The organism is bacterium (assembly GCA_028821235.1).
In the GTDB taxonomy this organism is placed as follows: domain Bacteria; phylum Actinomycetota; class Acidimicrobiia; order Spongiisociales; family Spongiisociaceae; genus Spongiisocius.
On the sequence record JAPPGV010000035.1, the window covers coordinates 61,947 to 76,294 of the forward strand.

At 67.6% G+C, this 14,348-nt stretch carries 15 protein-coding genes; 11 read left to right on the forward strand and 4 right to left on the reverse strand.

Annotation, left to right across the window (positions count from 1 at the left end; genetic code table 11):
• Window positions 1–192 precede the first annotated feature (192 nt).
• The 4 genes from OXK16_04295 to OXK16_04310 form a co-directional block, all read right to left on the reverse strand.
• Window positions 193–1,158, reverse strand: coding sequence for a quinone oxidoreductase (locus OXK16_04295; protein ID MDE0375166.1), 966 nt, complete (start codon window positions 1,156–1,158; stop codon window positions 193–195).
• Window positions 1,159–1,237: 79 nt separating this feature from the next.
• Window positions 1,238–2,308, reverse strand: a complete 1,071-nt coding sequence (locus OXK16_04300) for a glycosyltransferase family 4 protein (protein MDE0375167.1) — start codon at window positions 2,306–2,308, stop codon at window positions 1,238–1,240.
• 122 nt (window positions 2,309–2,430) lie between these two features.
• Window positions 2,431–2,721, reverse strand: a complete 291-nt coding sequence (locus OXK16_04305) for a HigA family addiction module antitoxin (GenBank protein ID MDE0375168.1) — start codon at window positions 2,719–2,721, stop codon at window positions 2,431–2,433.
• Window positions 2,722–2,741: 20 nt separating this feature from the next.
• Window positions 2,742–2,969, reverse strand: a complete 228-nt coding sequence (locus tag OXK16_04310; GenBank protein ID MDE0375169.1) for a plasmid maintenance system killer protein — start codon at window positions 2,967–2,969, stop codon at window positions 2,742–2,744.
• Window positions 2,970–3,123: 154 nt separating this feature from the next.
• Between OXK16_04310 and OXK16_04315 the strand changes: the two genes are divergently transcribed.
• The 11 genes from OXK16_04315 to OXK16_04365 form a co-directional block, all read left to right on the forward strand.
• Window positions 3,124–4,305, forward strand: coding sequence for an amidohydrolase family protein (locus tag OXK16_04315; GenBank protein ID MDE0375170.1), 1,182 nt, complete (start codon window positions 3,124–3,126; stop codon window positions 4,303–4,305).
• A 27-nt stretch (window positions 4,306–4,332) separates the two neighbouring features.
• Window positions 4,333–6,372, forward strand: a complete 2,040-nt coding sequence (locus OXK16_04320; protein MDE0375171.1) for a hydantoinase/oxoprolinase family protein — start codon at window positions 4,333–4,335, stop codon at window positions 6,370–6,372.
• Window positions 6,369–8,078: a hydantoinase B/oxoprolinase family protein gene (locus tag OXK16_04325; GenBank protein ID MDE0375172.1), complete on the forward strand. Its 1,710-nt coding sequence runs from the start codon at window positions 6,369–6,371 to the stop codon at window positions 8,076–8,078. The genes OXK16_04320 and OXK16_04325 overlap by 4 nt, the downstream gene beginning before the upstream one ends.
• Window positions 8,079–8,293: 215 nt before the next feature.
• Entirely contained in the window at window positions 8,294–8,968 is a 675-nt protein-coding gene (locus OXK16_04330) for a hypothetical protein (protein MDE0375173.1), read from the forward strand.
• A gap of 142 nt (window positions 8,969–9,110) precedes the next feature.
• On the forward strand, window positions 9,111–10,205 hold the full coding sequence (locus tag OXK16_04335) for a PTS mannitol transporter subunit IICB (protein ID MDE0375174.1): 1,095 nt from the start codon (window positions 9,111–9,113) through the stop codon (window positions 10,203–10,205).
• Window positions 10,206–10,284: 79 nt separating this feature from the next.
• The gene (locus OXK16_04340; protein ID MDE0375175.1) at window positions 10,285–10,608 is read left to right on the forward strand and encodes a PTS lactose transporter subunit IIB; all 324 of its coding nucleotides are present in this window, start codon (window positions 10,285–10,287) and stop codon (window positions 10,606–10,608) included.
• A gap of 19 nt (window positions 10,609–10,627) precedes the next feature.
• Window positions 10,628–11,068 (forward strand): PTS sugar transporter subunit IIA, encoded by a 441-nt coding sequence (locus OXK16_04345; GenBank protein ID MDE0375176.1) that lies wholly within the window; start codon window positions 10,628–10,630, stop codon window positions 11,066–11,068.
• Window positions 11,065–12,180, forward strand: a complete 1,116-nt coding sequence (locus OXK16_04350; GenBank protein ID MDE0375177.1) for a mannitol-1-phosphate 5-dehydrogenase — start codon at window positions 11,065–11,067, stop codon at window positions 12,178–12,180. The genes OXK16_04345 and OXK16_04350 overlap by 4 nt, the downstream gene beginning before the upstream one ends.
• 46 nt (window positions 12,181–12,226) lie before the next feature.
• Window positions 12,227–12,526, forward strand: a complete 300-nt coding sequence (locus OXK16_04355) for a hypothetical protein (protein MDE0375178.1) — start codon at window positions 12,227–12,229, stop codon at window positions 12,524–12,526.
• A 15-nt stretch (window positions 12,527–12,541) separates the two neighbouring features.
• Window positions 12,542–13,339 (forward strand): inositol monophosphatase family protein, encoded by a 798-nt coding sequence (locus OXK16_04360; GenBank protein MDE0375179.1) that lies wholly within the window; start codon window positions 12,542–12,544, stop codon window positions 13,337–13,339.
• A 39-nt stretch (window positions 13,340–13,378) separates the two neighbouring features.
• The coding region (locus tag OXK16_04365) for a PEP-utilizing enzyme (GenBank protein MDE0375180.1) at window positions 13,379–14,348 on the forward strand (970 nt) is incomplete at its 3' end.

Sequence of the window (14,348 nt, forward strand, 5' to 3'; positions counted from 1 at the left end):
TAACGGAAGCCGGAGAGGAGGCCGGAACCGGCTCGGGTTCCGGCGGCCGGGTGGATGGAACTGCCGGTTCGGAAGAGGAAGGAGATGGAGTATCCGGCGCCACCGCGGGAGGGGCGGCGGTCGAGCACCCGACAACCAGTCCGGCCAGCACCAGGCCGACCGCTACCCGTCGCGCCCGCCCCCGGCCACCCCTCATGGCTCGATGAGTACCTTGCCGGTGGTGGCGCGCCCTTCGAGCGCCCGGTGGGCGTCGGCGACCGATTCGAGCGGGTACCGCGCGCCGATCCTGATGTCCATCCCATCCTCCACCCAGGCGAAGAGGTCCTCGCACCGAGCCAGCAGGGCTTGGCGGGTGGCTACATGATGGAACAGGGTCGGCCGGGTGAAGAAGATCGAACCGTTGGCGGTGAGATCGAGCGGGTTGATGGGATCCACCGCGCCGGAGGCGTTGCCGAACGCCGCCATCAGCCCGAACGGTCGGAGCAGACCCAGCCCTGCAGGGACCGTCGCCTTCCCGACGCCGTCATAGACGACATCCAGCGGCCTGGCGCCGCCTATCTCCTCCACGCGTTGCGCGAAGTCTTCCTGCGTGTACACGATCACGTGGTCGGCGCCCGCCGCCCTGGACAGCTTCGCCTTGGCCTCGGTTCCCACCGTGGTGTAGACAGTGGCGCCGAGCCGCTTGGCGATCTGGGTGAGCAGCAGCCCGACCCCGCCGGCACCGGCATGGATGAGGCAGGCAGATCCGGGCTCGAGGGGGTAGGTGTCGACCGCCAGGTAATGAGCGGTGAGACCCTGGAGCAAGACCGCCGCGGCCTGGTCCGCCGACACGCCCTCCGGGACCGGCACCAGCTGATCGGCGGGCACCCTGGCTCGTTCCGCGTACGCGCCCGCGGCGGTTCCCCACGCCACCCGGTCTCCCACCGCCACCTCGGTGACGTCCCGACCGACCGAGGCAACCGTACCGGCGCCTTCGAGACCGGGAGTGAACGGAAGCTCGACGGGATAGAGCCCGCTGCGGTGATACGTATCGATGAAGTTCAACCCGGCCGCAGCGACCTCGACCACGGCATCGTTCGGGCCCGGGACGGGGTCGTCGGTCTCCACCAGCTCCAGCACTTCGGGACCGCCCACCTCGGATATCACGATGGCCCGCATCGACACTTCCCTCCCATGCCTTCCGGTTGCAGTAGACGGTAGTCATCGGCCCGATCGTGGCGTGGTAAGTGTCTGTCGATCAGGGGCCGTCCACTGCCCGGCGAAGGGCGGCATCGAGACGCCCGACCACCGACTCCCACGAGAAGTGCTGCTCGGCGCGGGCGCGGGCCGCCGCCCCCATCTCCCGACGCCGCTCGAGGGCCAATCCGACTCCTTCGACGATCTGGCTGGTGGTGACGGCCACGTAACCGGTCACTCCGGGCACCACGGTCTCGGGAGCACCGCCCGACGTACCGGCGATCACGGGGAGCCCGGAGGCGGAGGCCTCCAGGTAGACGATGCCCAGGCCTTCGACCTCCAAGCCGAGCCACCGGGATCGGGCCGGCATCACGAACACGTCGCAGGACCGGTAGAGATCGGGAAGCTCCTCCCAGGCGGCATCGGTCACGATCTCGACCGGAACCGTGGCCCGGGCGGCGCGGTTGCGGAGCCGGCCCTCCAGCCGGCCCTGACCGGCCAGAAGCACCGACACGGGGGTACCGGCGGCGCTGAGCCGCTCGGCGGCCGCCAGCACCCGCAGATGGCCCTTGCGAGGCACCAGACGCGATATGCACCCGATCACGGGCCGGTCACGGCCAGGCGTGGAGGCGCCCGGACTGAAGATGTCGAGGTCCACTCCCGCCCCCAGCACCGTGGTCCGGGCGGCGCCCATCCGCTCCACCCGGCGCGCCGTGTACCGGGAGACCGTCAACACCAGGGAGGCGCGGCGAAACGTCCGGCCGAGAAGCTGTCGGAGACCCGGTACGGCACCCGGCAAAGTCACCTCCGCACCGTGCGCCATCACCACGTAGGGAAGCCCGAACGTCCGGCTGAGGCGAGGACCGAGCTGCGCGAGCGGATGGGGGGCGCCGAACAGCAGGACGTCAGGCTCGAGCTCCCCGATCTGCCCGGCGATCCACTCCCGTACCCGAGGGGTGGGCCACATGAACTTCCAGCCGGATCGGACCACGTGGTCCTCTTCGGGCGCCTCCGGGTGAGCCGGGGCGAGGACCCGGATACAGGCTGAGGAGCACCTGACCAGATTGGACAGGTACTGCTGGATCCCTCCCGGCCGGGGCGGATAGTCGTTGGTGATGAGCAGCACCCGCATCGCGCCCGACGCTACCTGCCATCCACCGACCGCCGGTTCGATCGATTAGCAGGTGTGCTGTCTCACGGGCGACAACCGTTCGGACGCCTCCTCACACCGCAGGAGTCGTGGACCGCGGATCGTCATACAGCTTGCGCCGCGGTCGGAAGCTGACGGATGGCCTCGCCCGCCTTGCGGTCGGCCATGACCAGGTCGTAGTGCGCCTGCAGGTTGAGCCAGAACTGGGGGTCCGTACCGAACCAGCGCCCGAGTCTTAGCGCGGTGTCGCCCGTGACCGAACGCTTGCCGGCAATGATCTGTCCGATCCGATTGGGCGGCACATCGATCTGACGCGCCAGGGCAGTCGGGGTGATGTTCCTCTCCCTGAGTTCGTCCTTGAGTACCAGTCCAGGATGGACAGCCCGTTTCAACATCATGTTCCCGTCCCCCGTTGTCAGTGATAGTCGACTATTTCCACATTCGTCGGTCCCTTGGCCTCAAACCAGATGAAGCAGATACACCATTGCCGGTTGCTTCGGATGGCCCTCAAGTCCTGAAGGGACCCGGCCGCGTTGAGAGTCGCAAGCCGCTTGGCTGCCTGATCCTCGAATCCCTGGAACGCAGCTACGAACTCGCCCCGGGCAAACGCTTCGGTCTTCTTGCATGCGTATCCGAGGATCACACTGGCCGAGTCTATCACCGTTGACGCTGGACGTCTAGCGTCAACGGCACTGGCGCGAGTGCCAGTCGACCACCATGGGCCGATCCATCCCGTTCCGGCGAGCGACACTCCTAGAGTGGCCGCCGAGCTGGAGACTCGATGTAGGAGGCGGGAAATGTGGTTGACCGATGCGCGGGTGGTGGATGTCGTCACCGGGGAGATCCGGGACGGGGTCAGCGTCGAGGTATCAGATGGGAGGATCGGCGCCATCAGCAGGCAGCCGGGCGCCGGCGAGCGGATGAGCCTCGGTGGGCGCTACCTCGTTCCGGGACTGATCTCCGTACACACCCACCTGTCCGTGGTGTACCCGTTCTCGGACACCGATGAGAACGAGAACCCGGGCCTCACCGTGCTCCGCTCCTACGAGCGGGCCCAGGATGCGCTCCGGGCGGGCGTCACCACCATCCGCTGCGTCCATGAGCTGAACCGGGCGGACCTGCTGCTGGCCGAAGCGGCCCGGGCCGGTTGGGTGGACGTCCCCCGGATCGTCGGGGCCGGCCGGGCCATCTCCACTCCCGGCGGCCATGGCGACGGGATCGGCAGCGCGATCGCGGACGGACCGGACGCCTTCCGGGAAGCGGCCCTTGCCGAGCTGGACGCCGGCTGCTCCCACATCAAGGTCTTCATCACCGGTGGCATCGCCAACCTGGGGGAGACCTTCGACCATCCCGAGATGAGCCGGGCGGAGATGCGGGCCACCGTGGACGCGGCTACCGAGCGCGACACCTACGTGGTCGCCCACGCCGCCTCGTCGCAGGCGATCAACTGGGCGCTCGACGCCGGCATCCGCTCCTTCGAGCACGCCTACGACCTCGATGAGGACACGGCCGGCCGGATGGCGGCGGAGGGCGTCTTCCTCACCCCCACCCTGTGCGTCACCAGCTCGCAGGAGTGGATGCGTTGGAGGGGGTTCGAGGAGTTCCAGATCGAGAAGTCTCTCGAGGTACACCCCTCCCACCTGGCCAGCATCCGCCGCGCCGTGGCCGCGGGGGTGACGATGGTCAACGGGACCGACTACCCGCCGGGCGACCCCATCGACGACACCTCCGTGACGGTGCACGAGATGGGGCTCATGGAGGGAGCCGGGCTGAGCCCGCAGTTGGCCCTCGCCGGCGCCACCTCCAATGCCGCCCGCCTCTTGGGAATGGAGGAGGAAATCGGTACTGTTGAGGAAGGTAAGGTCGCCGATCTGGTCGCCGTTGAAGAAAACCCGCTGGCCGACGTGGCAGCGATGCGAGATATCTCCTTCGTCATGCAGTCCGGGCGCGTAGTGCGGGACGACCGGCCGGCCGCCTGACCGCAACACCTCCTCTCGAAGTTGAGCATGACCGAACGCAGATACCGCCTGGCGGTGGACATCGGCGGGACCTTCGTCGACGCCATCGCCTACGACGAGCAGAGCGGGAAGATCACGGTACGGAAATCCCCCACCACTCCCGCCGCTCCGGCGGACGGCGTGATCACCGCCACCCGGGCCACCGGCGCCTCCCTGGAGGAGGCCTCGGTGTACACCCACGGCACCACGCTGGGGCTCAACGCCATCCTGGAGCGCCGGGGCTCGGTTACCGGCATCATCACCAACGCCGGGTTCCGGGACATCTTCGAGATCGCCCGCGGCGACCTGCCCCGCGGCTCCATGTACGACTTCCGCTACCGGCGGCCGGAGTTGCTGGTCAAGCGCCGCCACACGGTGGGGGTTCCGGGACGCATCGACCACCGCGGCAAGGTGGTGGAGGAACTCGACCACGATGCGGTGATCGAGGCCGGCCGCCTCCTGTCGGAGCGAGGAGTGGAATCGGTGGCGGTCTGCTTCCTCCACTCCTACGCAAACAGCGAGCACGAGAAGGCGGCCAAGAGCATCCTGACCAAGGCCTTCCCTGAGCTGTCCGTCTCCGTCTCGGTCGACCTGGTGAGGGAGTACCGCGAGTACGAGCGGACCTCCACCGCGGTCACCGACGCCTACATCCGTCCCATCCTCGGCAGGTACCTCACCGACCTGGAGGACCGGCTCCGCCAGGGAGGGTTCGACGGCTCCTTCCTGATCATGCGTTCGGCGGGGGGAGCCATGACCTCGGAGATAGCCCGCGTGTCGCCTCTCCTGACCGTCTTCTCCGGACCGGCGGGCGGCATCGCCGGAACCATAAGCCTGGGGGAGGCCACCGGCCGCTCGTCGCTGATCTCCTTCGACGTGGGGGGGACCAGCCTCGACGCGTGCGTCATCGTGGACGGCGCCCCCACCGAGGTCTACGAAGCCGAGATCGAGAGCCTGCCGATCCGCATCCCGGTGTTCGACATCCGCACCATCGGGGCAGGGGGCGGGTCCATCGCCTGGATGGACAAGGGGCTCCTGAGAGTCGGGCCCCGGAGCGCGGGCGCGGTACCCGGACCGATCTGCTACGGCCGCGGCAACACCGAGCCGACCGTGACCGATGCCTCCCTTTGCCTGGGATACCTGGCGGCCGACGAGTTCCTGGGAGGCGAGATGAGCCTGGACGAGGCGGCCGCGGTCCGGGGCGTGACCGAGAAGTTGGCGGAGCCGCTCGGCATGTCCACCGAGCGAGCCGCCGCCTCGGTCTTCGACGTGCTGCTGGCCCGCACCGTGGGCGCCATCCGGGAGATCACGGTGGAGAGGGGCCTCGACCCCAGGGAGTTCTCTCTGGTTGCCTTCGGGGGGGCGGGACCGATGCTCGCGCCCCTGCTGGCCAGGGAGATGGACCTGCCCGAAGTGGTGGTGCCGGCCGCTCCGGCCGTGTTCTCCGCCTGGGGAATGCTCATGTCGGACCTCGAGTACGATCTGGGCCAGACGGTGCTCACGATGCTCGACGACGCGGCCCTGGCCCAGATCGAAGGCGTCTTCGCGCAGCTGGAGACCGAGGCCGACCAGGTGCTCACCGCCCAATCGGTGCCTCCTGGCAACCGGGTGCTGCTGCGACGCCTGGACCTGCGCTACAACGGCCAGGAGCACACCCTGTCGGTCGAGCTGCGGGATGCCGACGACACCGACTCGGTGATAGACCGGTTCCATCGCCGCCACGTCGAGCGCTACGGGCACAGCCTGACGGAGGAGGTCCAGATCCTCACCGCCCGGGTCAGGGCGATCGGTCGCCTGGAGAAACCGTCCGCCCTCCTAGGGGGGAGCCACACGGCGGATAAGGCTGCAGCGGAGAGCCGCGTCGGCGAGCGACGGGCCTTCGACTTCGCCACTCGTAAGAGCCGCCCCTTCCCCATCTACGAGCGGAGCCTGCTGGAGGCGGGGGTGGAGATCAACGGCCCCGCCATCATCCGTGAGCCCACCTCGGTCACGATCATCCACGGCGACCAGAGGGCCGTTCCTGACGGCTCCGGGAATCTGGTAGTCCGATGAGCAGGACCCCGGACTTGGACGGCGCCACCGTGGAGGTGATCCGCCACTACCTGAACTCCACCTCCGAGCAGATGCGGCGCACCCTGGTACGGACCGCCTTCAACCCGGTGATCTACGAGGTCCTGGACTTCGGCATCTCCATGTACGACCGCCACCGCCGGCTGATCTCCGAGTCGACGGGGATACTCACCTTCCTGGGCGCCAACGACTACGCCATCCACAAGGGCGTGGAGAAGGTGGGGGTCGAGAACCTCCACCCCGGCGACGTGGTGATGATCAACTATCCCTACTGGAGCGGGGCCCACGTGTCCGACGCCATGCTGTTCGCCCCGGTCTTCTGCGAGGGAAGCGAGCGTCCCGATGCCTACCTGGCGGTCCGGGCTCACTGGATGGACCTGGGCGCCAAGGATCCCGGCTACGTCCTGGACTCCACCTCCATGCACCAGGAGGGCCTGATCATGCCGGGCGTGAAGCTGATCCGCCGGGGGGAGGTCGATGAGCAGATCATGGCCATCCTGCGCTACAACTCCCGGATGCCCGAGACCATCATCGGGGACTTCCATGCCCAGATCTCCGCACTTCGGGTGGGGGAACGCCGCCTGCATCAGATCTGGGGGAAGTTCGGTCTGGCAAACGTTGACGCGGCGATCGACCGCATCATCGAGCACGGGGCGCAGACCGCCGCCGAGGCGGTGCGGGCCATGCCCGACGGGCAGTGGTCGGCCCATGACTGGCTGGACGACGACGGCATCTCCCACGATCTCATCCGGATGGCGGTGACGGTCACCATCGACGGGGAGAGGTTCATCGTCGACTACGGCGACTCCGACGACGCGGTGCCGGGTCCGGTGAACATGCCGTTCGGGAAGACCTCGAGCCTGGCCAAGTCGGTGTTCAAGTCCCTCACCACCCCCGACACCCCCGCCAACCACGGCCACTTCGAACCCCTCACCGTCGCCTGCCCGCCGGGGAACCTCTTCCATGCCGTCTACCCCGCGGCCACCTTCACGCTCTGGACGGGAATGGCGGCCTTCGAGCTGATCAACAAGGCCCTGGCACAGGGGATGGACGAGATCAACGCCTCCTCAGGTTCCGACGAGCCGGGTTTCATGGCGGTGGGAACCCATCCCGAGACCGGGGAGATGTACGCGGTAAGCAACAACGAGGGGATCGGCTGGGGCGCCACCCCGCACTACGACGGGGCCACCGCCCTGCAGCATCCTTCCACGACGGCCGTGAGGAACACCTCGATGGAGGTCCTGGAGCACAAGTCACCCATATTCCACGAACGGCTGGAGCTGCGCCAGGACTCGGCCGGCGCCGGGAAGTGGCGCGGAGGTCTGGGCATCTGCCGCGAGGTGAGGTTCCTGGCAACGGGCGAGATGCTGTCGATGAAGAAGAAGACCAAGACCAAGCCCTGGGCGCTGCAGGGCGGGCACGAGCCGGAGACCAACGCCATGATCGTGTGGCCCGACACCGACCGTGCCCAGCGGGCACGGATGGAGAGGTTCACCATGCAGCCCGGCGAGGGGTTCCGCAACCTCTCGGCGGGTGGCGGAGGTTGGGGGAACCCCCTCGATCGCCCCGTCGAACTAGTGCGGGAGGACGTCCTGGACGGATACGTCTCACGGGAGCAGGCCGAGCAGGTCTACGGGGTCAGGGTGGCGGCGGACGGAACTGCCACTCCGGCCGAGAAGCGTCTGTAGTTGCTAGTTGCTAGTTGCTAGGTGATGTTAAACCATACTGATCTCTGAGAGGTGGCCGGTGGCCATCGGGCCGTCAGGCGACCTGGAGGTAGTCAAGTTCCTCTGGCTCGCGGACCTAGTGCGTTTCCTTAACAACTCCGCGCTACAACACTCACCGACCACTGACCACAGGCCGCTGCGGCTAGCCTGTCCGGTACCCCGGCTCGATAGGAAACGTGCGCCCGTCCAACATTCCACCGCTGCCCGTCGGAAGGGTGCTCCGAGATGGCCTGGCCGGATTCCGCGCCGGCGGCGGCTCCCTTATGGCCCGCGCGGCGATCCTGATGGCCGTACCCACGGCAGTGCGCCTGGTCTCGCTGGCCACCGGCAACTACTGGACGAACCTGGCCCTTTGGATCCTGGCGCTGGTAGTGGCCGGTTACGGTGCCTGGCCCGTCTCCCGGACCGCTCTGGCTGCCGTCTCGCCCTGCGCCGGGACAGGACCGCCGCGGGACGACTGGTGGGCGCGCGACGGCTTCGTGAGATCCTCGGCGGTGTTCTTCCTGACCGTCGCGGTGGGAACCCTGTTCTTCATCGTGCCCGGCATCATGGTGCTGATGATCTACAGCCTCTACGCGTTCCTGATAGTGGAACGAAGGGCGACCGGGTTCCAGGCCCTGGCACGAAGCGCGGAGATGACCAGTGGCAATCGTATCCGGCTCCTAGGTGTCGTATTCGTGTGCGCCGTGTTGTTCGTCCCCGGGATTGCGGCCCTCTACTGGATGGGAACCCTCAACGGCGGAGAACAAGAGGTGGTCGGCAGTATCGCCTTTTGGATCCTGGGTACACCGGCGGTGGCCTTCAGCTTCACCTCCGTAGCAGCCGCCTACCGGGAACTCGCTCACGGCTGATACGGGAAGGTAGGGGGGACCAAACCCCATCCGGGACCTGGCGCGCTTGTCGCGATGCTGACCCCGAGTCAGAAAACGTTTGTCAGCGCGGTGGCCGGTCTCTAGGATGGCCGGAGTAGCTAGCTACGTCCGAGGAGGCCGGATGCTTACACATCTGCAAAAGTTCGGTGGTTTCATGGCGGGCATGGTCATCCCCAACATCGGCGCGATTCTCGCGTGGGGACTGATCACCGCCTTTTTCATTCCCACCGGGTGGATACCCAACGAGAGTCTCTCCGAACTGGTAGGTCCCATCATCGTCTACCTGCTGCCCGTATTGATCGGGTTCACAGGCGGCAAGATGGTGTACGGCCATCGGGGAGGCGTGATGGGCGCCATCGCCACGATGGGAATCGTCATCGGCGCGGACTTCGAGCTGGCGAGCGGCGCCACAGGCGATCCGCCCCAGTTCCTCGGCGCCATGCTGGTCGGACCCCTGGCGGCTTGGATCATCATGAAGATCGACGAGTCCTTCTCGGACAAGGTCGCGGTCGGGTTCGAGATGCTGTACAACAACTTCTCGGCCGGAATCCTGGGCTTCGTCCTGGCCATACTCGGCAAGGTGATCATCGGTCCGATCATGGCCGCTATCGCCACCGTGTTCGGGAACGCGGCCGAGTGGTTCACAGACGTCGGATTGCTGCCGCTGGCGGACATTCCAATCGAAGTCGGGAAGGTGTTGTTCCTGAACAATGCCATCAACCACGGGGTCCTGGGCCCGCTGGGCGTCGAGGATGCCGCGGAGACCGGGCGCTCGATCTACTTCCTCCTCGAGACCAACCCCGGACCCGGCCTGGGACTGCTACTGGCCTACTGGTTCGCCGGCAAGGGCCTGGCCAAGCTGTCGGCGCCCGGAGCCATCGTCATCCACTTCTTCGGCGGGATCCATGAGGTCTACTTCCCGTACATCCTCATGCACCCGATCATGATCCTGTCCGTGTGGGCCGGCGGCATCCTCGCCGACATCATCTTCGTGATATTCGACGCGGGGCTCACCGCAACGCCTTCACCCGGTTCGATCTTCGCCTACCTGGCGGTGATACCGAGAGGGCAGCACGTCGGGGTTCTCCTAGGGGTGCTGGCCGCAGCGGCTGCCGCCTTCGTGGTGGGCACACTCCTGCTGCGGGTATCCCCGGTGAAGGAGAAAGAAGGAACCGAGGACATGATCGGCACCATGCCCGGTATCCCCACCGGCTGAACAGCCTAAGTAACGCCTAGAGCGGAAGAGCCTCCCTCGGGGGGCTCTTCCCTTCTCCAAACCAGAGGGATCATCAAACATGAGTTCAGTAACGAAACCGGCCGCAGATGTCCGCTGGATCGTCCTGGCGTGCGAGGCGGGGATGGGTTCGAGCCTCATGGTCACGAACTTCCTGAAGAAGAAGGTCAAGAAGGCCAAGCTCGACATCAAGGTCACCCACTCTCCGGTCCACGACATACCGACCGGCGCCGACGTGGTGGTCACCCACGCCGGCCTGGCCGATCGTGTAAAGCAGGTCGCCCCCGGGGCGGCCGTGGTCGCGTTCCGTTCATTCCTGAACGACCCGGCGCTGGTCAAGCTGGTCGCCGATCTATCCGCGGGCGCGGACGTCGAAGGGATCTGAGAGCAGGGCGGAGGCGCGTATGGAGTCTGTGACGACCGTCGAGGCGATCACCCTCGGCGAGCGAGAGAGCACCCGTGAACAGGCCATCGAGCGCGTGTCGGGGATGTTGTCGGACCTGGGCGCCGTGGAGGCCGGGTACGGGGAGTCGATGCTGGCCCGAGAAGGCGTGATCTCGACCTACCTGGGCAACGGGATCGCGCTGCCCCATTGCACCTACGAGGACCGGGGCCTCATCAAACGGACCGCTCTCGTCCTCGCCCAGTACCCGGACGGCGTGCCATGGGGCGACGAGGAAGATGTCGCCTACCTCGTGTTCGGGCTGGCGGCGGTGGGCGACGAGCACCTGGCCGTCATGTCGCACCTGGCCGAGGTTCTTGACGACGAGGAGTTGTGCGACCGGCTGGCCGTAACCACCGATGAAGCCTTCGTCCGGGAGACCCTGGCCGCACCCACGGAATGACCGGACGGCGGGTCACGGTATTCGGCGCCGGCAACATCGGCCGCGGCCTGATCGGATGGCTGTTCGGTCGGGCCGGCTGGGAAGTGGTATTCGTCGACATCTTTCCGGAGCTGGTCGATCTCCTGAACAGTGAGGGTTCGTACCAGGTCGTCGAGGTGGGTCAAGCGGGGCGCTCTACGGTGACGATCGGCCGGGTGAGCGCCGTCGCGGGGACCGACACGGATCGGGCGGTGCGCGCCACCTCCTCGGCCGATGCGGTGTGCACGGCCGTGGGCGTCGGAGCGCTCGGCAAGGTCGCTCCCGTTATCGCCGCCGCCCTGGCGCAGGACGGCAGCAGGGTCCGCAACGTGCTGGCCTGCGAGAACGCCGATCCCAACACCGGGCTGCTCCGGGACCTCATGTCGAGCGGATCGAGCCGCATCCCGGCCGGAGTGGGCTTCCCGGAGACCATGGTGGACCGGCTGGTACCCGGCGCCACCGGCGAGGGGCTGGCCGTCGAGGTGGAGTCCGGGTTCGACTTCAAGATCGCCGCGGAAGGCTGGGTCGGAGAACCGCCCGCGGTCGAAGGCTTCGAGCTGGTGTCCGACCTGGTGCTTCACCGGAAGAAGAAACTCTGGCTGGTCAACGGGCTCCATGCCGCTGCAGCCTTCCTGGGTCTGCGAGCCGGGCACGACTCGATCGCAGAGGCCGTCTCGGACCCCACGATCCGGAACCGTCTCGAGGAGATGGTCGAAACCATGGCCGGGGTGCTGGCAGCCGAGTTCGGCCATCGCAGCGGCGCCGAGCTGACCGGCTACGGACGCTCCAACCTGGATCGGTTCGCCGTCGGCGCCCTCACGGATCCGGTACGTCGCGTGGCGCGCCACCCTCTCCGGAAGCTGGGGCCTGACGAGCGCCTGGTGGGCCCGGCCCGGGAGGCGGCGCGGATGGGTCTTCCGACCGGCGCCCTGTGTGAGGCCATCGCCGCCGGGCTCTCGCTGGACGACGCCGGGGTACCCGGGATCGAGGAGCTGCGCGATGCCCTTGCCCGCGGCGGGTGGCAGTCCGTCGTCCGTCTCGAACCCGAGGACGTACCCCTCCTCCGGATGCTCGAGCACCGGGTAGGCGGATGAACCCCGGCTACGGTCTATATTCGTTACGCGACCGGTAGGGATGAACATGGCCCCCATGAACCACGAACAGTTGTGCCAGGCGATGGTCAGCAAGCTCGCCGCGGAGCCGGACCCGTCCGGCCAGGCCGACCTGATCTGCTCCAAGGGGGCTCTGGGGATCGCCGCCGACCGCAAACAGATCAAGAAGACCGTCAAGCGGCTGCGGTCCATCGAGGACTACCGGTTCCTGGTGATTAACCGCGGGGACCTCTTCGCGGCCAATCCGGCCACCATCGGCACCAAGATCGGCATCCTCGACGAGAACGGCGCCCTCCTCAAGGCCGCCGACATCCCCCGCCGTCGTTAGCGGCCTGCGACCCCGTTGTCCGAGGCCGATCTGCCGGTAGCCGTGGAGGCGGCCCGCGCGGGGGCGGCGGAGGTCGCATCCGGTGTGGACCGGCGGGTGGAGGTTCGATACAAGGCCGACGCCGATCCCGTCACTGAGGTGGATCATCGCTCGGAGTCAGCCATCCTCTACGTGATCTCCCGGCGCCGGCCGCGAGACCCGGTGTTGGGCGAGGAACGGGGCGGGCGCCTCCCCGAGGACGGCCGGGTGTGGCTGGTCGACCCTTTGGACGGCACCACCAACTTCGTGCACGGCTTCCCATGGGTCAGCGTTTCGGTGGCGCTCTGGATCGACAACGCCCCTGCGGTCGGGGTGGTGCTGGACGTGATCACCGGCGACGAGTACACGGCGGTGGCTGGAGGCGGCGCCCGCGCCAACGGATCGCCCATCGCGGTGAGCTCCGTGGAGGACCTCGGCGAGGCGTTGATCGTCACCGGCTTCCCCTACGAACGGCGAGAACGGCTCGAGGTCTGCGATACCCGCTTCCGCCGGGTGCTGGGTACGGCCCAGGGCGTCCGGCGCCTGGGTGCGGCGTCCCTAGACATGTGCATGGTGGCGCGCGGGCGGATGGACGGGTACTGGGAGGAGGACCTGCCGCCGTGGGACATGGGTGCCGGCACCCTCCTCGTGACCGAGGCCGGTGGAACGGTGACCGACCGATCAGGCCGGCCGGTCGCCGCTTCCGGCGGGTTCGTGGTCGCCAGCAACGGACGCATCCACCACCAGTTTCTGGACACGCTGGGCGAGCCGAGCCCCTCCGAACGGCTACCGTGAGCGTTGTATGGAGAAGATGAGCACGTCAGGACCATTACCGTGATCGAGCGCACCGGGATCGGCGCCTCCCCGGGTGTCGCGATCGGCCCCGCCTACCTCCATGTCTCGCAATTGCCCGACGTCACCCGTCGCCGGGTGGAGGATCACGCCGTAGAGGTGGAAAGGTTCCTCCGCGCCGTAGCCTCCGTCGGGACCAGGCTGTCCGACCTGGCGGCGACCCACGGCGAGGGGTCGGATGAGGCAGAGGTAATCGGGGCGCACCTCCTGCTGCTCGAGGATCCCGAGTTCACCGGGGAGATCCGCGACCGCATCGAGTCGGAGTCCGTGTGCGCCGAGGCGGCGGTATCCGAGGTGACCGAGGAGTCGGCAGGAATGCTGGAGTCGCTCGATGACGAGTACCTGGCCGCTCGCGGCGCCGACGTTCGCGACGTCGGCACGCAACTCCTCAGGTCCGTGCTCGGCCTGCCCCTCGAGACCTGGGAGGCCCTGGAAGTCCCGTCGGTGCTGGTCTCGCAGGACTTCTTCCCCTCGGAGACGGCCACCATCCCACCGGGAATGGCCCTCGGCCTCTGCACGGAGGAAGGGAGCGCCACTTCCCACATCGCGGTCTTCGCCAGGGGAATGGGGCTTCCGGCCGTGGTGGGAGTTGACCTGCCGACCACCGAGCCCGGAACGTTGATCGCCCTGGACGGTGAGACCGGACAGGTCTACGTCGATCCCACGGAGACCGTGGTCCGGACGCTCCGGGACCGCCAGGAGGAGCAGCGGAAAGCCAGGGCGAGCGCCGCGGACCGGTCGCGGCAACCGGCCCTGACCAGGGACGGCACCCGGATCGAGGTGGCGGCCAACATCGGCTCGGACACCGACGCCTCCCGGGCCGTGGAAGCGGGCGCCGAGGGAGTGGGCCTGTTCCGGACCGAGTTCCTGTTCCTCGACCGCACCCGTCCCATCTCAGAGGAAGAGCAGTACGAGGCCTACCGGACGGTGCTGGGCGCCTTCGGGGACCATC